General features: G+C 43.8%; 24 protein-coding genes. 14 read left to right on the top strand and 10 right to left on the bottom strand.

All coding sequences use genetic code 11. The features are described 5' to 3' along the window. Positions 1-271: 271 nt before the first annotated feature. From Q0081_RS05500 to Q0081_RS05490, 3 genes are all read left to right on the top strand, one after another. On the top strand, positions 272-652 hold the full coding sequence (locus Q0081_RS05500; protein WP_298350154.1) for a hypothetical protein: 381 nt from the start codon (positions 272-274) through the stop codon (positions 650-652). Between the two features lie 239 nt (positions 653-891). Beyond that, positions 892-2082, top strand: coding sequence for an ATP-binding protein (locus tag Q0081_RS05495; protein WP_298350152.1), 1191 nt, complete (start codon positions 892-894; stop codon positions 2080-2082). Between the two features lie 66 nt (positions 2083-2148). Next, complete coding sequence (locus Q0081_RS05490; RefSeq protein WP_298350151.1) at positions 2149-3039, top strand: sugar phosphate isomerase/epimerase; 891 nt, start codon at positions 2149-2151, stop codon at positions 3037-3039. A 10-nt stretch (positions 3040-3049) separates the two neighbouring features. Here the strand turns inward: Q0081_RS05490 and Q0081_RS05485 are convergent, their stop codons facing one another. Beyond that, positions 3050-4039, bottom strand: coding sequence for a sugar phosphate isomerase/epimerase (locus Q0081_RS05485; protein ID WP_298350150.1), 990 nt, complete (start codon positions 4037-4039; stop codon positions 3050-3052). 159 nt (positions 4040-4198) lie between these two features. On the opposite strand from Q0081_RS05485, the gene Q0081_RS05480 reads away from it, so the two are divergent. The 9 genes from Q0081_RS05480 to Q0081_RS05440 all read left to right on the top strand — a co-directional run bounded on the left by Q0081_RS05480 (position 4199) and on the right by Q0081_RS05440 (position 13626). After that, positions 4199-5566, top strand: a complete 1368-nt coding sequence (locus Q0081_RS05480; RefSeq protein ID WP_298350148.1) for a DUF4038 domain-containing protein — start codon at positions 4199-4201, stop codon at positions 5564-5566. Between the two features lie 149 nt (positions 5567-5715). Next, a complete protein-coding gene (locus Q0081_RS05475) occupies positions 5716-7737 on the top strand; it encodes an OmpA family protein (RefSeq protein WP_298350147.1) in 2022 nt (673 codons plus the stop codon). A 46-nt stretch (positions 7738-7783) separates the two neighbouring features. Next, the gene (locus tag Q0081_RS05470) at positions 7784-8977 is read left to right on the top strand and encodes a metallophosphoesterase (RefSeq protein ID WP_298350136.1); all 1194 of its coding nucleotides are present in this window, start codon (positions 7784-7786) and stop codon (positions 8975-8977) included. Between the two features lie 35 nt (positions 8978-9012). Next, positions 9013-9558, top strand: coding sequence for an LVIVD repeat-containing protein (locus Q0081_RS05465; protein WP_298350135.1), 546 nt, complete (start codon positions 9013-9015; stop codon positions 9556-9558). A gap of 14 nt (positions 9559-9572) precedes the next feature. Then, on the top strand, positions 9573-10334 hold the full coding sequence (locus Q0081_RS05460) for an LVIVD repeat-containing protein (protein ID WP_298350134.1): 762 nt from the start codon (positions 9573-9575) through the stop codon (positions 10332-10334). Between the two features lie 64 nt (positions 10335-10398). Then, the gene (locus Q0081_RS05455; RefSeq protein WP_298350133.1) at positions 10399-11088 is read left to right on the top strand and encodes a DUF3575 domain-containing protein; all 690 of its coding nucleotides are present in this window, start codon (positions 10399-10401) and stop codon (positions 11086-11088) included. 15 nt (positions 11089-11103) lie between these two features. Continuing rightward, on the top strand, positions 11104-11310 hold the full coding sequence (locus tag Q0081_RS05450; RefSeq protein WP_298350132.1) for a DUF4177 domain-containing protein: 207 nt from the start codon (positions 11104-11106) through the stop codon (positions 11308-11310). Continuing rightward, entirely contained in the window at positions 11310-13166 is a 1857-nt protein-coding gene (gene mnmE / locus Q0081_RS05445) for a tRNA uridine-5-carboxymethylaminomethyl(34) synthesis GTPase MnmE (protein ID WP_298350129.1), read from the top strand. Before Q0081_RS05450 ends, mnmE begins: the two co-directional genes overlap by 1 nt. Before the next feature lie 286 nt (positions 13167-13452). After that, a complete protein-coding gene (locus tag Q0081_RS05440) occupies positions 13453-13626 on the top strand; it encodes a hypothetical protein (protein ID WP_298350127.1) in 174 nt (57 codons plus the stop codon). A 120-nt stretch (positions 13627-13746) separates the two neighbouring features. Here the strand turns inward: Q0081_RS05440 and Q0081_RS05435 are convergent, their stop codons facing one another. The 9 genes from Q0081_RS05435 to Q0081_RS05395 all read right to left on the bottom strand — a co-directional run bounded on the left by Q0081_RS05435 (position 13747) and on the right by Q0081_RS05395 (position 25095). Beyond that, positions 13747-15690, bottom strand: a complete 1944-nt coding sequence (locus tag Q0081_RS05435; protein WP_298350125.1) for a 4-oxalomesaconate tautomerase — start codon at positions 15688-15690, stop codon at positions 13747-13749. A gap of 18 nt (positions 15691-15708) precedes the next feature. Further along, the gene (locus Q0081_RS05430; protein WP_298350123.1) at positions 15709-16341 is read right to left on the bottom strand and encodes a 4-carboxy-4-hydroxy-2-oxoadipate aldolase/oxaloacetate decarboxylase; all 633 of its coding nucleotides are present in this window, start codon (positions 16339-16341) and stop codon (positions 15709-15711) included. A gap of 73 nt (positions 16342-16414) precedes the next feature. After that, entirely contained in the window at positions 16415-18073 is a 1659-nt protein-coding gene (locus Q0081_RS05425) for a carboxylesterase/lipase family protein (RefSeq protein ID WP_298350122.1), read from the bottom strand. Between the two features lie 146 nt (positions 18074-18219). Next, positions 18220-18939, bottom strand: coding sequence for a PIG-L deacetylase family protein (locus Q0081_RS05420; protein WP_298350120.1), 720 nt, complete (start codon positions 18937-18939; stop codon positions 18220-18222). Between the two features lie 21 nt (positions 18940-18960). Continuing rightward, positions 18961-19632: a hypothetical protein gene (locus Q0081_RS05415; RefSeq protein ID WP_298350118.1), complete on the bottom strand. Its 672-nt coding sequence runs from the start codon at positions 19630-19632 to the stop codon at positions 18961-18963. Further along, entirely contained in the window at positions 19607-21247 is a 1641-nt protein-coding gene (locus tag Q0081_RS05410) for a DUF3500 domain-containing protein (RefSeq protein WP_298350117.1), read from the bottom strand. Before Q0081_RS05410 ends, Q0081_RS05415 begins: the two co-directional genes overlap by 26 nt. A gap of 94 nt (positions 21248-21341) precedes the next feature. Then, positions 21342-22334: a VOC family protein gene (locus tag Q0081_RS05405; RefSeq protein WP_298350116.1), complete on the bottom strand. Its 993-nt coding sequence runs from the start codon at positions 22332-22334 to the stop codon at positions 21342-21344. A gap of 21 nt (positions 22335-22355) precedes the next feature. Continuing rightward, complete coding sequence (locus Q0081_RS05400; protein WP_298350115.1) at positions 22356-23828, bottom strand: subtype B tannase; 1473 nt, start codon at positions 23826-23828, stop codon at positions 22356-22358. A 97-nt stretch (positions 23829-23925) separates the two neighbouring features. After that, positions 23926-25095 (bottom strand): sialidase family protein, encoded by a 1170-nt coding sequence (locus tag Q0081_RS05395; protein ID WP_298350114.1) that lies wholly within the window; start codon positions 25093-25095, stop codon positions 23926-23928. Positions 25096-25209: 114 nt separating this feature from the next. Between Q0081_RS05395 and Q0081_RS05390 the strand changes: the two genes are divergently transcribed. Together Q0081_RS05390 and Q0081_RS05385 are read left to right on the top strand one after the other, a co-directional pair. Then, complete coding sequence (locus Q0081_RS05390; RefSeq protein WP_298350113.1) at positions 25210-26088, top strand: helix-turn-helix domain-containing protein; 879 nt, start codon at positions 25210-25212, stop codon at positions 26086-26088. 68 nt (positions 26089-26156) lie between these two features. Then, positions 26157-26513 (top strand): zinc ribbon domain-containing protein YjdM, encoded by a 357-nt coding sequence (locus Q0081_RS05385; RefSeq protein WP_298350112.1) that lies wholly within the window; start codon positions 26157-26159, stop codon positions 26511-26513. Positions 26514-26541 lie beyond the last annotated feature (28 nt).

Here is a 26541-nt window from a genome sequence, read left to right as displayed (position 1 = left end):
TGGAGCACAGCAAGTTTTAAATCTGAGAACAAAAAACCTTAGTAATCAATGGGATGAGGTAATTCAATTGGTCAGAATGGCCGCTTAGGAAGCAATCCTGCATACATTCGTACACCCATTCAAAGATTGTGATGGCAATTGTGAAAAAATTTACAAGGCTTTAGAAAATACTTTTGATACTGAATTAGATTCCGTTGAGGTTAGAAAAGATATCGTTGAATTATATGCAACGTTAGCAGAAAATCTTAAAAAGGCGCCAGATGCAAAGAGAATGTTTAAAGAGCATTTTGAAAGAATTTTAAGTGGTGGTGGGTTGACAGGAAATGAAGAAGATGAGATTAAGCAAATACAAAGAGAAAATAGAAACAACCCTAATTATTTTTTATTTGACCATGATGGCGGTTTGGGTGTTGAAATAGAAAGGGCAAAAAGTAAATTTCAAGGTGACAGAGAGGCAAGGCAAAATGGCGCGAGTGAAATTGAAAAAGTGATATTTTATAATAATGAAGTTGCTACTATGATAGCTGATGGTAAAACAAAATATCTAGATAAAGGTAATTTTGATGGTACCAAAAGTACAGGTGGTAAAGATTCTTATGTTCCAGTTGCAAATGATGAATTAATAGGTTTGATGGCTGAATACAATCCCTAAACCGTGGTCTATAAGAATCACCGTGGCCTCGTGTTTCCATAAGCCACTTATAGCTCATCTAAAAAGAGGCTGAGGTTCACAATAAATTGCGTGTTTCCAACACGATAAGGTCAAGCTAACTTCATTCATTGATCCTTCCCAATCTACTACTAATTACGCCTGTCCAAACTCTTTTTTGCCTTAATTTTAATTTTACTCAATATATTTAGTAATTTTACTCAATCTATTGAGTAAAACCTATGTTTGTCAAATCAGAGCTATCTATTCTGCAAAAAAGAATGGCCGCCCCACGGCAGTTTATGCAGGTGATTATGGGGCCTCGGCAAGTGGGCAAAACTACCTTGGTGCGGCAGTTGGTCAGTACGCTTACCGTACCCGTGGTGTTTGTGGCTGCCGATGCTGTGCCCTCGGCCAATAGCGTTTGGATAAGTCAACAATGGCAAACGGCTCGCTTTCAATTGCTCAACTCAGGTGTAGCGGAATGCGTGTTAATTATTGACGAAATCCAGAAAATAGATAACTGGGCGGAGGTCATCAAAAAAGAATGGGATGCCGACAGCCTCAACGGGCGCAACATCAAAGTGATTTTGTTGGGTTCGGCACGCTTACTCTTGCAACGTGGTCTGAGTGAATCGTTGGCGGGGCGCTTTGAGGTGATACAACTCACGCACTGGTCTTTTGCCGAAATGCAGGCGGCTTTTGATGTGTCGGTGGAGCAATTTATCTATTTTGGGGGCTATCCCGGGGCTGCTTCGCTGATTCAGGACGAAGAACGCTGGCGAGAGTACGTGCTGCACAGCTTGATAGAAACCACGCTTTCCAAAGATATTTTGATGATGAGTCGGGTGGACAAACCCTCGCTGCTGCGCCAATTGTTTGAGTTGGGTTGCGGGTATTCGGGGCAAATTTTGTCCATGACCAAGCTCTTGGGGCAACTCCAAGACGTGGGCAACACCACCACGCTGTCGCATTACCTCGAATTGTTAGACTCAGCAGGCTTGTTGGTCGGCCTCGAAAAATACGCCCCCGACGTGGCCCGTCAGCGGATGTCCATTCCTAAATGGCAAGTCCAAAACTCAGCTTTTGCGTCGGTGTATCAGTCGAATCGTTTTGAAGAAGTCCTGCGACAGCCCGATGTGTGGGGAAGATACGTCGAAACAGCCATTGGCGTACATTTAATCAGGGCGCAACGCCTCCAACGCACGGAGGTGTTTTACTGGCGAGAAGGCAACGACGAAGTGGATTTTGTGTTGAAAAAATTCAATAAAGTAATCGGTCTGGAAGTAAAAAGCGGTAGAAGTCAAAGCGCCAAAGGCGTACAAGCCTTTGAGAAAAAAGTCCGCCACGACAAAGTGCTATTGGTCGGCAATAGCGGCATTCCATGGCAAGATTTCCTGCAAACGGACGTGAATTTGTTGTTTGAAATGTAAAACAACAGTAGTATTTAGCTGATTAGGTTTTTTGAGAATAATCCATTCAAAAAAACTCTTATCATCATGAAAACTACCGCAAGAAGGAATTTTGTCAAATCGTTACTGATAACTCCGGCTCTTTTCTCCGTGGGAGCCATCAACCAAGAAGATAAATCAAAACACACTAAGCTGAAAACCAGCCTGAATGCTTATTCTTTCAATGATCCATTGATGGCAAAAACCATGAATTTGGACGATTTGCTGGATTTTTGTGCGGCTCAAAATTTTGACGGAGTGGATTTGACCGGTTATTATTTTCCAGGCTATCCGCAAGTTCCTTCCGACGAATACATCTACCACATCAAGCGGAAGGCGCATTTGTTGGGCGTTTCTATCAGCGGAACGGGAGTTCGCAACGATTTCACCAACCCAGATGCTAACAAACGAAAAGAAGATGTTCAATTGATTAAGAACTGGATTGAATGTGCTTCAAAATTGGGGGCACCCGTCATCAGAATTTTTGCGGGCGTGCTAATTCCCAAAGAGTTTTCGTGGGACCAAATTGCGGCTTGGATGGTCAAAGACATTCAAGAATGCGTAGAATATGGCCAAAAACATGGAGTCATCGTGGCGATTCAGAACCATAATGATTTTATAAAAACCGCTGATGAGGCCATCAAAATCATCAAAATGGTGAACAGGGAGTGGTTTGGACTGATTTTGGATACAGGAAGTTATCGCAGCGGAGACCCTTATGAACAGATTGCCCGCACGATTCCGTACGCGGTTAATTGGCAGGTGAAGGAAAATATTTTTGTGGACGGAAAAGAAGTGAAAACGGATTTGGTAAGGCTTTTCAAACTCATCAAAGAATCAGGATACCGAGGTTACGTCCCCGTTGAAACGCTCGGCAAAGGCGACCCCAAAGAAAAAGTCCCCCGATTTATTGAGGAAGTAAGAAAAGCCTTGATGTAATGAAACTTCGTTAAGCAAAAGCCAATTTTTTCATGTAGTCGGCATCCGCTTTGGCAGCTTGTATGGGTGGCCCTGCATCAAAACGTCCCTGTTCTACCACAAAATGCTGTGCACCGTTGTCGGCGGCTACCTTCAGTATTTTAGCAAAATCAATCCGACCCGTTCCCAGATTGCACGAAGCATTGTAAGGAAACTGCGGGTTTATTTTCTCGGTTGCCGTTATCTCTTTTACTTTTGCTTCGGGATAAATGTCTTTCACATGACAGTATCGGAATCGATTGGGGTATTTTTTGAGCCGTGCAATGGGGTCTTGACCCGTGGCTGTCAACCAGTAAATGTCCATTTCAAAATCCACCAAATCAGGATTGCTTTCCGTTAGAAAAATGTCTTCGGGATATTTCCCATCTATCTTTTGAAATGCATAGTGGTGATTGTGATAACCGTATTTTAAGCCTGCTTTTTTGCAGATTTCTCCGCAACGATTCAGTCCTTCGGTTGCTTTTTTTACATCATCCAAAGTTTTGATTTTATCACCCATGTAAGGATTGAAAAGGTGCGTCATGCTGATGCTTGCGGCATCGTCTACTAACTTTTTGAATTCGTCTTCGCGTTTCAAATCAAAGGTGTAAATGGGGTCGCAGTGGCTACTGTAAATAGTAAGCCCAATGGACTCTAAATACGCTTTGAACTCTTTAGGTTTCATGCCGCAGAAAATTTCGGGGCCTTCGTGGCTGAAACTTTCAATGAATTTGTAACCATAATCTGACAAAGTTTTCAACGTCCCTTTGGTATCTTTGGCTACGTCCTCTTTGACAGTCCAGAGTTGAATTCCAAATTCGTTGATGGATGGCGCAACGACGGTCGCAGCCGTCGCGGTAAAATCTGCTTTGTTTTCGTCGGATTTAGAGGAAGAAGTACAGGCAACTAACTCACTAAGCAATAAAGGAGTAGCGGCTGCTAAGCCTGTGTTTCGCAAAAATTCTCTTCGATTGACTTTCATGAAGGAAGATTTAGAAGGTCATAAATAGATAAAAGCAGGTAAAAATAGTATTTTTTCTTGGGTAGAAAGTTGGAAAATAGGTCAAAAAGCCGCTGATTTGTACAAACAGCGGCTTTTTTATTAGTTTTGCTTCTTCCTAACCCCTTTGAACCCTTGCTTATGCCCCGATTACTACGCATATTTTTATTGTTATTGCTGGCAATTACCTCCCTGTTTGCTCAAAAAAGAAGGAAATCGACTCCGAAAAAGAAACCTACCGCTGTTGTTACCATTCACCAAGGAATTTTTCCGTTAAAAGTCAGTAAGAATGGCCGCTATCTGACAGATTATTACAATCGTCCCTTTTTACTGAATGCAGATGCGGGGTGGACATTACTGCAAAAGCTAAGAATAGAAGACGCTAAGGTTTATCTTGCCAATCGCAATGCCCAACATTTTAATACTGTATTTCTGCAATTATTGCCTCCGGAACCAAATCAAACCAATGCGTATGGTGAAGCTCCTTTTTATCCAAAAGAAGACTTTTCTGCCCCTAATGACAAATATTTTCAATACGTAGAAGAAGTAATCAAACAAGCGGCAAGGATGCAAATGGTAGTGGCGCTGGTACCCGCTTGGCTGGGTTGCTGTCGTGGCAATTGGTATGATGTGCAATACAAAAATGGAGTTGAGAAATGCCGTGTTTATGGTTCTTATTTGGGGAATCGTTTCAAAAAATATTCGAATGTTGTTTGGATTATGGGCGGCGATCGTGACCCGCTTCGGGAAGAACACGTACAAAAAGCAATGGCCGAAGGGCTGAAATCGGCGGCCCCGCATCATTTAATTACCTATCACGCAGCAAGTTCACATTCAAGTACGGATGTATTTGGAAGTGAACCTTGGTTGGATTTTAGTATGGTGTATACATATTTTCGTGGAAAACAGGGTGTTTGGACACCTGAAATGCCGCAAGTGTATGAAGTTGCCATGGCTGAATCTCAAAAAATACCGCGCAAAGTTTTTATTCTGGGAGAAGCTCAATACGAAGATGAGAATGTAGGAAATGACCAAATGATACGCCGGCAAGCGTATTGGACGATACTCAACGGGGGAGGTGGTCATTGCTATGGAAGTTCAATTTGGGCATTTGGTACTAATTGGCAGGAAAAATTATTGCTGCCAGGAGTAGCTCAGGTATCGTTATTTTACAAAATTTTCAGTGGTCTTCCCTGGTATTTGTTCCGCCCTGACGCTTCCAATGAAATTTTAGTGGAAGGCCGGGGCGCTTATGGAAGCAATGATTATGGCTCCGTATCGGTATTGCCAAACTATCGGATGGCAGCTATTTATTTGCCAACCAGTCGCACGGTTAAGATTAACGTTGAAAAAATAAAAGGAAGTAACATCAGGGCTCTGTGGATTAGTCCTCGCACGAATAAGCGCTGGATAGGAGGGTATTTTAAACCGAAGGGCGTTCGTGAACTTACACCTCCTACACTCAATGAAGATTGGTTGTTGTTGGTTGGAAATGTGGGAAGAAAATAAGGCGTCGACTGTTATTACACAATTCGGTGACAGATTTGCAGAAATCAAATACCGCAGAACAAATAACAAATGAATAGCTTCTTCTGGAATGATTTTTGCTTATTTTTACGGGAATAAAAGTATATCCTAATCTTTACCCCTCACTCCTAATGACCAAACGTACCGGTTGGTTTTGGTATATTTTAGTATCGGTCTGCGCGAGTCATGCCCAAGAAGTACAGTGGGCCAGTAAATTAGTGGGTTTTTCTTCCGAATTTCGTAAAGAAGAATACGGCAAAGAGTTTCGTGCCATACAAGCTTTAGGCCATCCCAATACCATTCCTCCGTTTGGCGTGAGTTCCTGTGCATGGTCGCCTTACAATGCAGATTCCAACGTTGAAGAATGGATTCGGGTCGGTTTTGAAAACCCACAAAAAGCGCGCCAAATTCTTATTGTTGAAAACTTTAACCAAGGCTGTATCACACACGTATTTGCGTACGATGCAGCGGGTAAGGAAGTGCCCGTGTTGGAAAACGGGATACCAGTCGTTTCTGATGTCGGTCGGGTACTATCATTGAATGTGCCGGATTCAACTATGGTAATCAGCTCGGTGAAGGTAGTTCTCAATCCGGCCCGCGTGCAGGGTTATAACCAAATTGATGCTATTGGATTAAACTCTTCTACCAAACCGTTTGACCTCAAAATCAGAGTCTATAAAGATGCCCCCAAAGAAGTCTTAAAGGAAAATCTTGGGGCAAATGTCAATACAAAGGCGCAGGAAGTAGCCCCTGTCATTTCGCCCGATGGAAAAACCATTTATTTTACCCGGGGAAAATACGAGCAAAACATCGGTGGTGCTGAAAATCAGGATGTTTGGTATGCGACCCGTCAGGGAGAGGGGTGGAGCGGAGCGCAGAACATGGGAACTCCGATTAATAACGCCGACAATAATGCCATCGTGAGTATTTCACCCGACGGAAAAACGCTGTACCTGATGAATGTATACCGTCCCGACGGAACGATGACGTTTGGCCTCTCTAAAGCGACCCGTAACAAAACAGGTTGGAATAACCCCGTTGAATGTAAAATTGAAGATATTTATAACCTTGATAAACGGAATAACACGGAATTTGCGATCTCTCCCAAGGGAAATGTGTTGGTAATGTCGGTCAAACGTCAGGATACCAACGGCGACCGCGATTTGTATGTTAGTTTCCTGAAAAACGATGGTTCTTGGAGTAAGCCTCAAAACATGGGGGCTATCCTCAATACAGCTGATGTAGAAAGTGCTCCTTTTATTGCGACCGATAACAAAACGCTTTATTTTACTTCGTACGGCCACGCGGGCTATGGCGGTGGAGATATTTTTGTGACACGTCGTTTGGACGAGTCATGGACGAAGTGGAGTCAGCCCGAAAATTTGGGTTCTGCCGTGAATACGCCTCAGTGGGATGGCTTCTTGAGTATTCCCGCTTCGGGCGAGTACGCTTACATGAGCTCGATGCAAAATTCATTGGGCGGCGAAGATATTTTCCGTTTTAAGGTGTATTCAGCCATCAAACCGGAGCCGGTTGCGATTATTTCGGGCAGTGTGTTGGACGCTGACACCAAAAAACCCGTAACTACTGAAATTGTGACGAATTTGTTGAAAGACAATTCCAACGTTTCTAAAGTGGAATACGATCCCGAAACGGGGGAATATAAAATCATTTTGCCCGTGCAGGAATCATATCGTTTGAGTGCGATCAAGGATGGCTTTTTTCCGCTGGACGAAATCGTGGATTTATCCAAAGACAAGCGTTTTCGAGACATAAAACGCAATATTCTGCTCGTTCCCATCAAAGAGGGCAAGAAAATCACGTCCAACAACGTGATGTTTGACCAAAGTAAGTTTGAGTTGTTGTCGCAATCCTTGCCCGATATGGACCGAATCGCTGACATGATGCTCAAATACGCCACAATGGAAGTCCTCATTGAAGGCCACACGGACAATCAGGGGGATTTCAATCTTAACATGGAACTGTCTGAAAACCGGGTAAAAGAAGTGAAAAAATATTTAGTGAGTAGAGGTATTTCCGAAAACCGCCTTCAAATCAAAGGTTGGGGCTCTACCAAACCGATTGCCAGCAATGAAATTGAAGAAACCCGCAAAAAAAATCGTCGGGTAGAGTTTACAATTTTGAAAATGTAATTTCGGTATTTTTTTAGTTAATTAGCTGACTTCAAAACAAAGTCAGATGCCGAAAACTCAAAAGCGTGATTTAGAAGAGTATGTCAATGTAGGTCATTCCGAAGCCGAAAATCACCTTCGTACCCAAAATGCCCAACTTGAACAAACTGCAGATGTAGAGTCGGCTGATGCCGCTCGAAAACTCACTGATTTCCTGTGGTTTAATGTATTTGGGTTTGCGTATCATTACCTCAAAAGCCGTTTCGGCCGCCGCCATAAATACCAATTTTATCCCAGAGGTGATGACACCGGCATCTTCAAAATGCCGATTGGTACTACTACAACAAACATAGCTTTGCTCTCCGACTGGGCTTCCGACACACCCGAATCGGATCGAATAGGAGCGGTGGTAGCCTCTCACAAACCCGATTATTCCATTCATTTAGGAGATATCTATTTTGTGGGCGCTCCTTCCGAAGTTCACGACAACTTTATCAGTCCGAAGGCGTCTTGGCCCAGAGGTAAATTGGGAAGTTTAGCTTTGTCGGGCAACCATGAAATGTACTCCAACGGCGATGCTTTCTTCAAAGTATTACTTCCTACGATGGGAGTACGGGAAGGTGATAATGTGCGTGAGCAAAAAGCGGGATTTTTCTGTCTTGAAAATGAGTATTGGCGGGTCATAGGATTGGATACGGGTTATACCTCCGTAGAGCGACCTTTTGTCGAAATTATTTCTCCTCCCGATTGTCATTTGCGTCGTGAACAGGTTCGTTGGTTGCGTCAACAACTGCATTTAGACAACCCCGAAGACCGTCGCGGAATCGTTTTTTTGAGCCATCATCCCCCTTTTTCAGCGTTTCGAAAGGGGTATCCAAAACCTGCCCGGCAGTTGAGACAATTCTTTGGCAACTTTTTACGTCCTGTGTTATGGATATGGGGGCATGAACATCGAATGGTGGGGTATAAGCGTCGTGAGGTGGCAGGATTGCCTATTGAGGGGCGTTGTATCGGCCACGGAGGAATGCCGGTAGAAATAGATAATCCCCGCGTTGATAATGAATCCATTATTTTTTACGACCAACGTGAACGAATCAAATTGAGACGAATAGGGGTAGGGTACAATGGATTTGCGTGGCTGAGTTTTCAGAATGAGATTTTGGAGATCGAATACCGTGACATTGAGGACAAGGTGGTGGTAAGTGAAAAATGGAAAATTGAGATGGCTTCCGGAATCTTGACAAAAGAAGAGGCTACATAAAGAGCAAGTGGGCAAATAAGCAAAAAGCAAATACTATGAAAAAAATAGCTACTTGGGGTTTTTTGATGATGGTTGGATTAGTAGGCTGTCATACCAATATTGACACCGATACTGCTCCTCCGGGTGCTCCAACATTCAGCGGAGAGGGCTATCGCCCGATTTACTCGTCTCAAGCCGAAATGAGGCAGGTAAGTACCGAAGCTCCGCAGGCCCTGCGCAAACTGGGCAAGATATATGTGCGAGGCAACTACCTGTTTATCAATGAGCAGGGAAAAGGACTTCACTTGATTGACAATGCCGACCCACGCGCACCGCGTAAATTATCGTTTATCAAAATCCCGGGAAACGTGGACATTGCCGTGAAGGGCAATCTTCTTTATGCTGATAACGGGCGCGATTTTGTGGTACTCAATATTGCCGATCCTACGAATGTTCAACTGGTAAAACGCATCGAAAATGCGTTTCCTGTTCAATCGTACCCGCTATCTATTCAGACCTATTTTGAGTGCGTGGATGCGTCCAAAGGCGTGGTAGTGGGTTGGGAGAAAGTCAAAATGAATCGGCCAAAGTGTTATCGCTAAACCTTGAAATAGACATGAGAAATTTTCTAACAGCGTTAGTAATTGCGACTTTTTGGAGCCTTTTTATCGGCTGCTCCGCCGAAAAAAGCGCGGATGTGAATCCAAACGGTCAAACGGGAACGGGCGGCTCCATGGCGCGTTTTGCCATTGTAGGCAATTCTCTCTATTGTGTTTTACCCGATAAATTGCAGGTATATGACATCAGTAAACCCGACAATCCTGTTGCTAAAAACACGGTTGGCTTAAGTGTGGGATTGGAAACCATTTTCCCTTATAAGACCAATCTGTTTATCGGCGCCAATGATGGGATGTATATTTTTGATAATCAGCAACCGGAAAGCCCGACTTTGCTTGCCAAATACACCCACATGCAAAGCTGTGACCCCGTGGTGGTTCAGGGCAATTATGCGTATGTTACATTAAGGGGCGGTGCGACCTGTCGGCGATTTGCTACCATGAGCTCGTTGGATGTGGTTGATATTTCAGACTTGAAAAATCCTCGTTTGATTCATACTCAAAACATGCAAAGTCCCTACGGTTTGGGCGTGGATGGTTCGCAGTTGTTTGTTTGTGAGGGCAATAACGGCCTGAAAATATTTGATATTACTCTGCCAACGCAACCTAAATTGCAGCAAACGTTGGGAGACGTAAAGTCGTTTGACGTGATTCCTCTCAACAAAGTGTTGCTCGTGACGGGTGAGGGTGGATTTCTGCAATACAGCTACCGAAATGAAGGCAAAATGGAGTTATTAAGTAAGATTTCAATTGAGCTCTAATATGATAGTATAAGGTATTTTCACAAAACGTCTTGGACGAAATTTGTTGTTTTGCCCAAGATGGATGCTGTTGCTATTGTTCACCTCTTCACTCCAAGCCCAAGATACAATCCGCCCCGCAGCGATAATAAAGTTTACACCTTCCATGCTGTTAGACCCTGATAATACGCTGACGTTGGGGGCCGAAATTCCACTCGGTACTCGTTGGAGTGTGCAGCAGGAAGTGGGTTGGGGGAATTCTTATACTAATCTTTGGGATGAACATTCGCGTTATCCTGACAAGAATAACTGGCGTTTTCGGACACAGCTGCGGTATTATGTAACCAAATCAGCTTCAAAATTAAGTGGAAGTTATTTTGCCTTGGAGTATTTTCGGAAAGAGGTGTTTATCAGACAGTACCAAGCCATTGGGCATCAGTGTAATCCCGCAACGGGAACGTGCGCTTATTTTGAGGAAGGTTTTTTGCGGACTCGCCGTCGGGTCTCGGCACTGCATGGAAAATTTGGCTACCAGTGGTTGGTTCCTGACCGTATGTCCATTGAAATTTATGTAGGTGGTGGCTTTCGGAAACTTATTGTCACCAATGACGCTCCTTTGGGACAAGCCAATACCAACTTGGGAAGGACCAATTTGTTCAACCTTCGAAGTTTGCGACCGGGAAATTATGCGCCTATTATCAGTCTCTCGGGGGGATTTAGTCTTGGCATTCTTCTCGTGCAAAAAAAGAGGAAAGCATTACCTTTGCGCTCATAACGAAAAATTGATTTTATGACAACTAACTACGAGTACAAAGTAATAGAAGTAAAACCAGGAGGTTTTTGGGGAACTGTTCTTGCTCCAGAGAGCATAGAAGCCCAATTGAATGAGATGGCGAAGCAAGGTTGGGAATTGGTTAATTCTGTTGATGTGAATCACGGCCACGGTGCAACGTCCAAGGTGATGTTTATTTTCAAGCGTCTCGCTACTTTTTCGTAATGTATCAACAGGAAGCTATTTGTGCGCTTGCTACGCCGTCGGGGGTAGGGGCTATTGCAGTGATTAGAATATCGGGAGAGCAAACGTTTTCGATTGTTAATCAGATTTTTAAGGGGAAAGACCTAACAAAAGTCGAGACCCATACGGTACACTTCGGTACGATTCGGGAGAATAATGTGATTGTGGATGAGGTGCTTGTAGCTGTTTTTAAAGGTCCTAAATCATTTACCAAAGAAGATACCGTTGAGATTTCCTGTCACGGCTCTGATTATATCATTCGGCAAATTATAAAACTACTGGTCAAACACGGTGCCCGTTTGGCGCGTCCGGGGGAGTTTACCCAACGGGCTTTCTTAAACGGTCAGTTTGATTTGGTACAGGCCGAAGCGGTTGCTGACCTCATCGCGGCTGATTCGGCGGCAAGTCACCGAACGGCTCTGAATCAGCTGCGCGGCGGTTTTTCCAAAAAATTAGCCTCCCTTCGTGAAGAACTTATTCACTTTGCCAGCATGGTAGAGTTGGAATTGGATTTTGGCGAAGAGGATGTTGAATTTGCCAATCGAGACGATCTCAAAACATTGATTATAAATCTTCAAAGTACGATTGAACCCTTGATTGAGTCCTTTGATTTTGGAAATGCACTGAAAGAAGGGATACCCGTAGCGATTATTGGCTTACCAAATGTAGGGAAATCGACGCTTCTCAATACCCTACTTAACGAAGAAAAAGCCATTGTAACGGCTATTGCGGGCACAACACGCGATGTGATTGAAGATATACTTTATATTGACGGAATTAAGTTCCGAATCATTGACACCGCTGGTATTCGCGAAACCGAAGATGTGGTTGAATCAATGGGAATCAAGCGTTCTATGCGAGCCATGGAACAGGCCGATGTGGTATTGATGCTGTTTGACAGTGAGGAAACCTTAGCAGAAGTAGAAAAGCTGGCGGAAGGATTGGAGGAGAAAAAAAGGGTGATTTGGGTGAGGAATAAGGCGGATTTAACCTCACCGCGCGGCGGACCGTCCCCAACCCCTCTCTTTTCAGGCGAGGGGAGTAAAAAGCCCTCTCCGGAAAGGAGAGGGTTGGGTGAGGTTGAGCCTAAAGCGCAAGCCTTTATTTATGACGGTTATAAACCAATGCATTATAAAATACCTCCCCCTATTTTGGAAAATGCACGTAACCTTCGCCAAACACTAACATCAGCAGAGGAGTTTCTTTGGCAAATCTTGAGAAATCGCCAATTGAATGGGTTGAAATTTAGGAGGCAACATCCTGTTCAGGAAGGGTTTGTTTTAGATTTTTATTGTGCAGAACATCGCTTGGGAATTGAACTTGATGGAGGAGTACACTTAGGAAAAGAACAAATTGAATACGATGAATTAAGAACCCAAGAGCTTAAATCCATCTATGGAATTACGATTATTCGCTTTAGAAATGAAAAGTTATTTGAAAATTTAGAAGAAGTATTGGGAAGGATTGTAACGATAACTTCTCCCAACACTTCTCCTGTTAAGAGAAGTGTTGGGGAGGGTACGCCGCGCAATGAAATTGCCATCTCTGCTAAAACAGGTGAAGGAATAGAAACTCTCAAAAAATTCCTTACGGCTTCCTTGTTAGAGGCGGATTCTGCGAGTGACACGGTCATCACTAATTTGCGTCATTATGAACATCTTGTTAAAACCCAACAGGCGCTTAGGGATGCCCTCAACGGCCTCGAAATAGGAATAACGGGTGATTTTCTGGCACAGGATATCCGATTGGCATTACATCATTTAGGGGAGATAACCGGACAAATAGTTAATGATGATTTATTGGCCAATATCTTCAGTAAGTTTTGTATTGGAAAGTAAGGCTGCTAAAATGAACAATATATCAGGGCTTTTTGCCTTATTTTTTTACGGTAAATCTTGTTAAAATCGACTGTGAAAAATTGGACTAATAGAGTAATAGTCGAAGATTACCCATTGTCGGAATTTGCTCTCTTTTTCAAACGGAGTTTTTCATTGGTATGTGTAATTTGGTGAATGAAACGGCTTTAAAATCGCAAGGTTAGGTTTGTTGAGGTGATTTTGTTTTCATTCGCACCATGGAATTTTTTAAAGCTCGTATCCCGGTATTATTGGCAACATTCAAAATGTGAAAGACCCGCAGAAAAAATGGCTTTACTGGATGATAAGAGAGGGCTATCCCAGCCCAATTGTTACCACTTTGTTAGGAAATCAAATCAACTTAGATGCATCTCCTGCTCCTAATTTCCCCTGTGTGTTAAGCAAAGATTGTACGCCTATTCGTCCAGAAGGCTGGCGATGAATACTGATAAAAGTATTTAAACCCTGCAAATTCGGAATCTAATTCCAAATTTGCAGGGTTTAATGAAAAATTTAGCTGGATAGAATTCCTTTTATTAATATTCGTGAAGCAATGAATATATCAAATCGCAGGTACAAAAACCTCTCCTTTGCTTAATAAACGAGCAGTGCGAATGACTCCCGATTTTTTGATGCTGATTTCTCCATTTTGAAAGGCGTATTCTAAGTTTACGGTAAATTCTCCCGATGGATGTTCGACCGAGAAAAACGTATCTCCCTTTTCAAAAGCGGCAATGCCTTCAGCGACGCTGCCGGGTAAAACACAGGCCGTAGCAACCGATACCGCCGCTAAAACGCCGATGGCTTCGTGGACGACGTGGGGGATAAACATGCGGGTGGTAACCATACCGCCCTGTTGGGCCGGAGCAATCAGGCACATTTTAGGGATGGTCTGCTCGCTGACATCACCTAAGTTCATTTTGACCCCCGCCTGTAAACGGATGCTTTCCATTTGTTTTTTAAGCACTTCGTTGGCTTCCAATTCAGACTTACTTTCATAACCGCTAATTCCAAAATCCGAGGCTCGCATCACTACCAACGGCATCCCATTGTCAATGCAGGTGACTTTAACTCCATCAATACTATCTTTTACTTGACCCGTGGGAAGCAAAGAGCCGCAGGTAGAACCAGCCGTATTCAGGTAGTTACAAACAATCGGAGCGGCGGTTCCCAACACACCGGCTACGCGGGCATTGCCAGCATATTCGACCTGACCGTTTGGGGTTTGAACAACCACCTCACAAATTCCGCCCGTATTGACAATGTTAATTCGGGCCGACGTCGTTGGGTGTTGCGCCGGAATCATTCCCGATTCGATGGCGAAAGGAAGCACACCCGCTAAAATATTGCCGCAACTTTGAATGGTTGAAACGCGCCCTTTTCCAACTACGACCTGAATGAAGAAATAATCTAAGTCGGCATCCGGGCTTTGTGATGGACTGACAATCGCCACTTTACTTGTCAGCGAATTGGCTCCTCCCAAGCCGTCAATCTGACGCGGGTCGCCCGCCACGACACCGTCCATGATCGCCAAAATGACCTGATTTCGACGGGTTTCGTCTGTAGCAAGGTCTTCGGCTTTGAAGAAAAGACCTTTGGAGCTGCCGCCCCGAAATTGCATGTAGGGAATAGCCCCCCCCACCCCCAATGGGGGAGTTTCTTTTTCTCTGATGTTTGCTAAACTTCTTAAATTATCTCTTGTTGCAGTGGTCATAATTCCCCCATTGGGACGGTCCGCCGCGCGGGTTAGGGGGCGTAACATCTCAATGACAGCTTCCATTTCGTGCATTCGGCGGAGTGCGTGGGTTTTGCTGCCTTCCACAAAACGGTCAATCAAGTCGTTGTTGCCGCCAATCAATGAACTGATTTGACCTCGGATGTAGCTTTCCATACCGAAGGCTATGCCTGCTTCCATTGCCTCACATACGACGGCTGCAATGCCTTTGTACACAATCGAACGCAGAAGTTTTCGAGTAGCGGCATCGCCAATTTGACTGTTTTCTACTTGTTTTAAGTCGAGATTCAGCGGTTTTACTTTCTCCAAAAACGCAGCCGCATGTTCACCCGATGCCAATAAGGGGGTCATCATTCCTTTGGGTGGCACGGGAGCCATAATGGCTAAATCAATCATTTTTACCCCCGATGGAGCTAAAACAGAAGCTATTTTCTGCTTTTTTTCGGGGCCTGACGTATTCATTTCACAGAAAAACTGATGGGGTTGTAAGACCCCCACCAATTCTTCGGCAATTTCAATGGAAACAGAAGAAAGATTGGCACTGAAAATTACATTCGCCTTTCGTACTGCTTCGGCATTACTTTCTTTGACAACAATGGAAGGATGCAATTTTCGAATGGGATTAGGGTCATAACCCGTTACCTCAACACCCATCTCAGCTAAGTCATTGGCAAAATGCGAACCTGCTTCGCCCAAACCCAATACAGCAACGGCCAAGCCCCCCCCGCCCCCGATGGGGGAGCTATGATTTTCTATACTTTTAAGTTTCATATAACAATAACATTATAATTAGGTTGTTCCCCCATCGGGGGTTAGGGGGCTATCCCACCCATAAATCTGAATAGAAGTTCTTCCTTTCCTGAGTTCGGCTCGTGTTCGTTCTTCTTTGGCTTCTCTGGCGGCAGCTTTTTCGATGGTTTCTTCCATTTTATTGAACGGAACTACCACGACACCGTCTCGGTCACCCACCACAATATCTCCCGGATGAATCAATACATCGCCAATGATAATGGGCTCGTTGAGCGTTCCGTCGCCGTGATTTGACGTACCGCGAATGCATAGACCTCTTGAGAAAACCGGAAAACCCATCGCCTCAATATCATCGGCATCACGCACGCATGCGTCAATAACTAACCCATTGATTCCTTTGGTTTTAGCCCCCAAACTCATCAAGTCGCCCCAATAACCGGCCTCATAAAACCCTGAACAATGGACGATTAAGACATCGCCGGCTTTGGCGTATGCATACGCACGATGTAACAAAACATTATCACGAGGCATGGTTTGAACCGTATAGGCCGGGCCGCAGACTTTCATGTTGGCGGCGATAGGTTTGATGCCTGAAGGTAAATTGCCTTTGTTTCCAAGGGCTTCGCAAATCGTAGCGGCTGAAAATTTTGAAAGTTCTTTTATTAAATCCATGTTTTACAGTGGATTACAGTATTCATCCTATGAGGTTTATGAATGAAAACAAACCTCATAGGAGTTAAAAAAATTAAGCTAATGCTTTTCTGGCTTCGCGGTCGGGATCGTTGGCGAGCGCCGGTACATCATCCAAAATCATCGTTTCACCATTTTGAGTGGAATAGGTTTTCCAAGTGGGTAGCCCGCCGCCGTTGGGGTTACCTGTTTTCATGAAACCAATCAACGATTTCGACATCTTTTCAGACAATGCCCGCGGACGCTTGCCTCCGCCCGTATGGGTAAGCATCAAATCAGTATTGTATAACCAAAAACAAATATCACTGCAATGAAATGCTCGCATTCTATTATCGAAAAGCGGCGGTTGCCAACCAAACCAAGCTAAAAAGACGGGAGCTTTTTTCTGAGTGGTTTTGGCATCGGCAATGGCTACGGCATTTTTACGGTTAGAAAGAATCATCGTCCACAGTTCAATCGGGCGCGCTTTGGGGAATGTTTTAGCATAAGCATCTACGATTTCTCCCGATTTATCACCAAAACGAGTTTTGATCTTTTCTTTTACGTCTGCTAAAGTTACACTTTCTAAAGTCGCATCGGTACGGCTGGGGCTTTGCTCGTTGAAAGTAGAGCATATCATCAATGGAATATCGGCCGAGAAGTGGTTTGCATCACTAAAAAACGTACCGTCGTTCAGGTACTCACCATCGGCTACGGGGGAATAACCGCCTCTTTGGATATTGAGTCGCTTTGCTTCATCCGCCATTTTGGCAACCGCTCTGTCGGCGATGTCTATGTATTCGCGCCACGGAATTTGTTGCAACTTTGCTATTTCTCCGGGTTTCAGACCCGCTTCCTCCATTATTTTCAATCCTAGTTTTTCGGCATACTCTTTATTGACGCCGGCCAATGAGCCACCGCTCAATACAACTGCCTTGTGGAAAAGTCCTTTCGCGGATGGCATATTCATCAGAGTTGTGACTTTGGAACCCCCGCCCGACTGCCCCATGATGGTCACGTTGGTAGGGTCACCTCCGAAGTTGGCTATGTTATTTTTTACCCATTCGAGGGCAGCCACCATATCCAAGTTGCCCACATTGCCCGAAGCAGGATGCCCACCTGCCGCTTTTAAATGGCTATATCCCAATGACCCGAGTCGGTGGTTGAGCGAGCAGAATACGACATTGCCAAGGCGGGCGATGTTTTCGCCATGATAACCGTCCTGTTCAATGCCGTTTCCATTCACAAAACCTCCACCGTGCAACCAAACCATTACGGGACGTTTTTGGGTATCTAAGGCTGGTGTCCAGACGTTGATTTTTAGGCAATCTTCCGAAACATCGTCGTAGTTCCAGTGGTCAACAAAGGAGGCATAGACATTGGAGTAGCGTTTTTCCATGATTTGAGGTGCCGTATTTCCCCACCACACTGCGGGTTTGACGTCTGACCAAGGAGCAGGTTTTTGAGGTGGCATAAAACGATTTTTGCCCGATGTATCTGCTCCATAAGGAATGCCCAAGAAGGTAGTAATTCCTCGAAGGACAAAACCTCTTACTTTGCCAAATTCGGTGTTGGAGACGGCAATGTTATCTCCTACAAATAGAATTTGGTCATCCCCATTTGGCTTTGTTGACTTGGGCGGCTCGAAAGTAGTGGCCGCTGCCTGCTGCGCCATTCCTAAGCCGGTTACTCCAACCCCTAAAGATTGGATGAAATTACGTCTTGATGCTTTCATAGTTTGAATCGTATTAAAGGTTGCAGTGAAGAATAGAAGAGTCAATCCTACCTTAAAATAGAGGCTACTTTTCGGATTTTTAGTTTTAAATCTTTGAATAAGCCTTTTTTATCTATCAATCATTCAAAATATTCGACGTTGCATTTTTAAAAAATCGAGTTGATGACCCTTGGTACATGACTTTGGAATGCTTCGGCATACTTCACTTCTGTTTTACCCGAATTTCTTCTGGCATGATTAGCTCTTCTGGAGGCCAATTCGGCGTAGTAATCTCTCAGGTATTTTTGAGCGCCCATGCTATCCATTGCTGCCAGTTTCTTCTCAAAAACCGACGAAATATCGACAAAGGTATCTGGCAAAAATTCGCAGATTTCAGGTTGATGTGGCTCAAATGAATACCACATAGGCGGGTCTATGTTTTTGAATGCACTGGGTACGCCTGCGCCACACGACAATAACCTAGCTCTTTCCGTAGCCTGATACGCCAAGGGGTGGTCGGGATTATAGGGGTCTTTGGCGGTATGGGTCAGAATAACCGTTGGCTCGAAATCGCCAATGATTTGGGTGAGTTGTTCAATACGCTCGTTTGAAATCAACATTGGATAATCGCCCCAATCTAAAAATTGAATGGGCGTACCCAAAATATCGGCGGCTTTTTGGGCTTGTTCGTGACGGATGGCTTTTACACTTTCTATAGTCCGTTTTGGATCTTCTTTCCAAAGTTCGCCCGACTCGCCTCGCTCGCCGTACGACATACAAATGACGAGTGTGTCGGCTCCTTCTTCTACGCTTTTGGCAATGACGCCTGCCGAACGCCAAACAAAATCGGCGGAGTGTGCTCCTAAAACTAATAACTTCTTTTTCATTTTGTTTTTTAGGTTAGTCTTTCAAGTACCCACGTTTTTTGAGCGTTTAAACGTAAGAAAAAGTAGGAACGATAAGATGATAAACACGCCTGAGAACAACCATACTTTATATCGAAATGGATGGTTGACTAACTGTTGATAGTCAATATAAATTTCAAATTGATTTTGCTCTCTTTCTTGTTTAAGAATTTTTATTTCTTTTGAGTTAGGCATCAGTGCATTAATCGTATAAACACTCATCATAGGTTCAAAAGTGTTCATATAATAAAGTTGATGTTTTGATAGGTCATCATTTATTTCTGCCGAAACCAACAACCGAATTTTTCCAACACCTTCTTTTAAATCCTGCAAGGGTGAGCATGACACATCAAACAAAACTAATTTCTGTTCTTTGCCATCAATTTTTAAATAGGTATTGTTCAATACTTTTTTAGCATATATCCTTTTTTCATCAACAGATAGCTTCCCATCATGGTCATTGTCTATTGCCTGAAAAACGCCCGAGGCAATAGTAGCCCCAGGAGTTAAAATAATTTCAATACTTATTTGATCAGGGGCAATCATGATGTAGGATGACTGAAGAAGCTCATCTAAACGATGGGCCAATATTGATTCAGGTAAAAACCAACATAAGACACCTACCAATAGGATACTTCTCAAAGTCATGCTACAATAGTTTTTTGCCGTAATCATTAGTTGGATCACGGTACATGTTATGAATATGAGCAGCGTTCTTTTGCTGAGATGAATACTCAATAATTACTGTTGGACCCTGAATACGAAAGTAAACAACACTTCCAGCCGTTAGCGGGCCACTCCATGCAAAATAAGTGTCGGCAATGTTTACTTTTATTTCGGCTAATTTGGCCGTTGCGGCAGCAGTATTAGCAATATTTGTCCACTCACTGATCAAATCAAGCAATTGTGTCTGTTGAGCAGCTGTTAAATCAGAGCCTTTTATTCCTTCTGGCACAATCGTTTTACCATCATTGCCCGGTCCTAATACCAAATCACTGACGGTATAATTTAAGACTGCTTTAGTTTGTTGCGCAGCTGTTAGGGCATTTACGAGTGCAAATCCTTTGTCAGTTTGATTCGCCCACACCCTAACGGTAGTGCCATTAGACGTAAATGAGGTAGGTTGAGCACCAGTTAGAGAGGGAGTAAAGACATTGTTTGAGCCAACAATAGTAGCATTAATGGCCATGTGATGCCCACCATATTGAATCATCCAAGGAGCCGTTGTAGAAGGTGTTCCAAAAATAGCAATGGCATAATTAGTCGTTCCGCCAGTCCAACTTGGTTTAGTGGTATCTACCAAGTATTGGTCAGCTACCATTGTTTTTCCTAATTCTTCATATCCGTATTGGCTACAAAGCATGGCAACTAAGTTGTAGGCTGCTGTCCGTTGAGCCGCAGTCATTGTACCTGTCAGTATTCCATTTCGGGTAACATCTGAAATGGGGAAATTCGACCAAACCGATTTTTTGGTACTTGTAAAATCAAGTAATACGGCAGTTTTTTGCGTTGCGTCTAAAGTAGCTAAAAATGTATTGGCAGCAGCTACTATTTGGGCAGTGTTACCATTGCCAACGGTAAAGGCTGGAAAAACGGTGGCACTGCTTGTTGTACTGGATCCTGTAGGACTGACGGTTAAGGATAAAGAACAAGATTGCCCACCAAAAGTAAGTGGAAAAACAGCTGTTCCGCTGGTTGACGCCGTTCCAGAAATAGTATAAATATCACCCAACGGAACAGAAGCATCGTTGTCGTGTAATAATCCGAGGACTCTTAAACCACGATCATAGGCTATTTTGAGTCTTTCGATTTTCCCTTCCAAAAAATGTCCACCTTCAACCGCTTGAATAATAGCAGGTTCCTTCTTTGTTAATGCTGATTTTAGGTCAGCTAAATTCAGGGAACGCTTCAAATCGTATTCATTGAGCAGTTTATCCGCCGAATCTAATCCATTGATAAAACGAGTATAGCCGTCACCTTCATTTTGCAGTTTTTGGTAGTCAACGGCAAAAGTCATGACAATAGCCGCCAACCCCGATTTTTGAAAATCATTCAACAAATCATATTTTGGCAGGGGTTGGTCCGGATAGATTCGCACATCCACGTGATTATGCGTATCTATTGCCATTGTTTTGGCTACAATCTTAGCTACTCTTGGGTCAAGTTCCCCTTCGACAAGCTCAGGGAGAGCATTATTTGCCCATGATAACGTGTGGTTCAATACCATTACCGTTCCTGTTAAAGAGAGAATAAATGTTCTCCGGCTCCATTCTTCTCGTGTTAATTTCATACTGCTTGTTTTTATATCTGTTTAATCAGCGTCAAATAATGGCACACGGATGACACTGATTAAACAGATTTTCACGGATTTATTTATTCATCACTCACATCAGCTCATCAGGTATGGGTGTGCCTCTGGTATGAAAACTTTCTACGGTTTTTAGCCCCCAAGCCTGTCCTTTCATGCGTTCTTCTTTGTTCCACACAATTGTTTCATAATCAGGGTCTAATATCAACCTTGCCGTTGGATTGGCAATTTCGATGCGATTGCCGCCTGGTTCGTAGAGATACAAGAAAAAGGTTTGTTGAATGGCATGCTTGTGTGGGCCTGTTTCGATAAATACCCCATTTTCCAAAGCAATATCTGCTGCCAGAAGCACTTCTTCTCGACTATTGACAGCATACGTAAGGTGGTGAAAACGCCCGTTTAATCCCGAATGGTCTTCGGTAATGGCCAAGTCATACGATTTTGAATTGACCGATACCCAAATACCCTTGGGCTGGTCATCGAAAATGATTGTTTCGGTCATTCTACCTCCCAGTACACCAAACTGGAAATCTCTGAATGCCACAATATCTTTTGCTAACAGATTGAGGTGGTCAATTCTGCGGACATTCATTCCTCTTCCAGGAAATTTGCTTGCGGTATTTTTTAGGGCAGATTTGTTTTCGCTTTCGGCTTTATATTTGTGCGTATCGAAGTATATTTCGCAAATATGTCCATCGGGATAACGAAATTTATAGGCTTTGCCATAGCCGCATTCATGGTCTTCCCAGCCGATGCCTAATCCTGCCGCTTCAATTGCTTTTGCTCTTGCTTCAAGTGATTCGGGGCTACGGGTTCGCCATGCAAAATGACCTATACCCGAATGTTTGTGGGCAGTTAGTTTCAATGAATGATGTTCGTAGTCGTCATACGCACGCAAATAGGCTGAATTTCCCTTGATTTCGGAAACCGACATTCCCATCAGTTCAGTAAAAAAATGAATACTTTCATCCAATTTAGGCGTTAGCAGTTCGACATGCGCCAAGTGGGCAAGTTCCCAAGTAAGAGCCCCCTTGCCCCCAATGGGGGGATTTTTTAAAGATTCATTCATTTTTTGTAATCAAGTTATCGTTTAACTCCCCCAATGGGGGCTGGGGGGGCTACAAATGCTGTCAGCCCACTCAAATAGTTCATCAAGGTCATAATCGCCGCTGTGGGGACGGTCCCAAGGCAACGCAAAATTTATTTTAAAACCCTTGTTTTTCAGTGTAGTAGCCAATAATACGGGAATGGAAAAGCTGGTATCTTTGTCTTTTGCTCCGTGTCGAACTCTCCAATAGGTAGCCGTTTTAGCCCCTTTAGCTCCAATATAATTCATGGGATTCATCATTTTTATTTGCAGGGCATCGGCCATGGATGATAAGGTGTTCGGAGCATAGTGTAGGGCAAAAGGAGTAAAGTGACGCTTGTCGACAGTGGCACTGCCAAACAGTTGATTTTCAGGTGAGGAATTATCAAGAGCATCAAAAGCAGGGGGTGTTTTCATCCGTTCCAAGTACTGCATGTAGCCATCGTAGTCCACTGACTGAACCTGCCCGTCTTTTATTTGCAGAAAACCATACTTCGATACATCAACCCCGGCGGTCAGGGCTTTTTGAGCCGATGCCGCCAAAAACGATTTCACATATTCTTTAAAGTTGCCTTCCCCCTGCGCATTCAATTCCAGTTTTTTGCCCGCATTATCTTTCAGGTTCAAACCATTGACATACTTCGGAAAGGCATTCTTCAATTCTTCCGACACTTTGAGGGCCACGGCATCCAATGTGCCTTCTTTGCCCCGAAATTTGAACGTGTGAATTTTATTCAACTGCCATTCGTACGCCATATCGGCATTTTCGAGGTTGATAATGGGGCAGTAGGCTGAAACGGCAAAAATATTGTCGGTGGCATTGGCTGCCCCCAAAGCTTTCAGATACGGCTCATAGTCAGGGTGATTGCCCGTGGCTCCCAATAAAGTGGACATGGCGCCACCCGCGCTTGTTCCGTTTGAAATAATCTTGTTGGCATCACCGGGGATTGTGGCATCATTGGCTTTCAAATACCTGACGGCCGCTTTCAAATCCACAATACCCGCAGGGGCTTTTCCCTGTGGCGATATTCTTCCTCTTGCCCCAGCCGAAGCCACCACATACCCCTTTGACAAAGCCACCAAAACCGAGGAAATCTGATTGCCGCCTGGCATAGGACCTCTTTGTGGCGAATTTTTAAAGGTAGCCGGCAGGGCAGGCGTGTAGCCGCCTACTTTATTCGGGAAAAATAGCGGGGCGGTCTGAGCCGTGTAGCCATTGATACTTCCGCCGTTAAAGTACTCCTCCGGAATATAAATGTTCATCACCTGATATGCGGTATCCACGGGGTTAGACACGTACACTATTTTCTCGTAAGCTCTGACTTTGATGGTTTTGCCGTTCAATTCCTGCGACTGAGCCACAAATTTGGATGGGTCAAACCGAAGGGCGACTGGCGACTGACCGTAGGAAGTACTCAAAAAGAAGACTCCAATAGCGAAAAGTAGCTTGGAAAGAAATTCGTGATGTTTCATCATTTTGTATGGATAGAGTCTACTAAGAATTATTTGGGGCAAAGAGCACCCTAATCAAAGAATCAATTTGCTTTGATTAATGCTATTCGGTACGAAAAAATCACAATTTGAGATTCGAGATTTTAATGGAAGTTTTGCCGCTTGCCTGTTTTACTTCGTAGGCCACAAGTAATTGGTTATTAGCTACTATTGCTGCGGCATTTGCTGCATTCTGTGATTCTTTTACCCAATCGGTATCCGACACTTTATCTGCTTTTATCTTCTTGAGCGCAATTTGAGATGTATTCGTTTCGGGATTTAGTTGTTCCCATAACAACACGGAAGCAGAAGGGGAGGACGTCAAAAACGCATTTTTTGCCGCGGCTTCCAATACCAGTAATTTCTTGCCTTCTTCCGTGACCAAACGAATACCGGGCTCATTGGTTGTACCTGAAAACCAGGAGATTAAGGCGCTTCCACCATACATGCTTGAAGTGGCACCGCTGTGAGGACAACCGTTGATTTTCCAGCCATCGTTGTGCAAAATCTGTGAAGTAGAAAACGTGGCACCGTTGTCCGTAGAGGTCATTTTGGCCATGTCGCGAATGTTGTCATTGTTGTCGCGGTAATACACATTCAATTCTCCTTTGGCATCGACCAACAGGCTGATGTTGCAGCAATCGCATACCACTGGGTCAATGACTCTTTCGGGTTGAAAAACGCCATTTTTTGTCAGTACAAGGCGTAAATCCCGCTCTTCAAACTTGGTGCTGCCAGCTACATCTTTTAAATAAGCCACTGCAATTTCGTCATTGGATAGTACCACGGCATCAAAAAAACCTCTGGTGCATTTGGTCGGGTCAGTATCTACTGATTTGGGTGTCGTCCAGGTTGTGCCTTGGTCAGTAGAGACGCAAAACACGATATCGGAAGCCCGTTTTTTATCAGCAGTTTCTACGCGGTTGGGGAAAACGGCGACCAATGACCCGTCTTTTTTTGCCAATACCTTGGCCCGCATCAGGCGACTGTTGCCGATGCCGTTCCCGGAGAAGATTATTTTTTTATCGGAAAAAGTAGCGCCATTGTCTTTAGAAGTAGCCAGGCAGAAAGACGTCAAACCGGCGGCATCTTTTTCGGTCCACGAAAGCAGCACGTCGCCTTTGGGGGTTTGGGTCAATAGCGGCATGGAATAAGCTTTGTCGGCAGCGTCCAATACGGGTTGAGCCAAAGTCTGAATACTGAAACACATCAGCAGACCGCCGATAACTGATAGGGTGATTTTACGAAGCATTGCGAGTAAAGTTTAAATGAAAACAATTTCTGTTCTCAACTGCAAATTTCACCCTTTTATTCTGCGTTCATCGGAGATTATTTTTACTATTGTGGATAAAAATCAAACATTGTTATGGGAAACGACAAACCCATTCTCAATTTCGAGGGACTGTATGGCGACCTTAACAGCCGTTATTCGTCGGAATACATTTTTCTGGAATTGATTACTACCCGTAGCCAACTTTTTGATTGGGTGATTCAACCGCACATTCATACCCATCTTTTTCAGCTCTTTATCGTTGAAAAAGGGCAAGTTACCTTTCAAAATGGCGGCCAAATCAAGACGTACGCGGGGCCGTGTATCTTTCTGATTCCTCCGACCACACTTCATGGGTTGATTTATTCGCCTGATATATTTGGACATATCCTGACTATATCAGAAACAATAATAGAAGCTATTTTTCAAACATCATCGGCTGTTTGGGAGTCCTTTAACAAAATTCATACAATCCATAATTTTGACGCAAATGAGCCTTTTGAAGCCTTTACTGATTTGATCAAAGCCATTGAAAAAGAATTATTTGGCGAAGACTCCGAAAGGGATGTGATGCTGAAAGCGTATTTTACGCAATTGTTCGTGAAACTGCACCGCATGGTGAGGCAAGGAGAAGAACAAAATAAGGACGACGTAACGATGAGTCATTTTCGGAAATTTCAGAAGAAAATTAAAGAAGCCGATGAGCCTAAAAGTATTCCTGAATTTGCCGATGAACTCAATATCACTCCTGTACATCTCAACCGAATCTGTCGGTCAGTATCGGGGAAATCGGCCATTCAGTTGGTACATCAAAACTTGATTGCAGAAGCGCAGAAATACCTCTTACATACTTCGTATTCGGTTTCGGAGATTGCCTACTTATTGAAGTTTGAATACCCCAACTACTTCGCTAAATTGTTTAAACGATACGTAGGGATGTCGCCGGTCGAATTCAGACAACAGGACAGGACGTAAGCATCCGTTGAGTGTTTTGGTAAATGTTTTGATTAGTTTCGCACCAAACTTATAAACATTACACTCAAATGTCTGAATTTCCTCCTTGTCCCAAATGTAATTGCGAGTACACCTATCCAAGTGATAATTTGTTAGTTTGTCCTGAGTGTTTTTACGAATGGAATCCTGAAGAAACAGAAGCGGAAGTTGAAAAGGAAAATACGGGTCTAAAAGTAATTGATTCCCTGGGTAACGTCCTCCAAAACGGCGATACAGTGGTATTAATCAAAGATTTGGCCGTAAAAGGAGCACCAAAATCCCTTAAAACGGGCATGAAGGTGAAAAACATACGTCTCTCCGACAGTAATGACGGACACAATATTGACTGCAAAATTGACGGTTTTGGTTCGATGGGATTGAAATCGGAATTTGTACGGAAAGCGTAAGTATTGTTCCCGACTGTACAAATGATTG

The organism is Runella sp., from assembly GCF_027484545.1.
Taxonomy (GTDB): domain Bacteria; phylum Bacteroidota; class Bacteroidia; order Cytophagales; family Spirosomataceae; genus Runella.
Note: the sequence above shows the minus strand (reverse complement) of the source record. Positions and strands in the feature narration are given on the sequence as shown.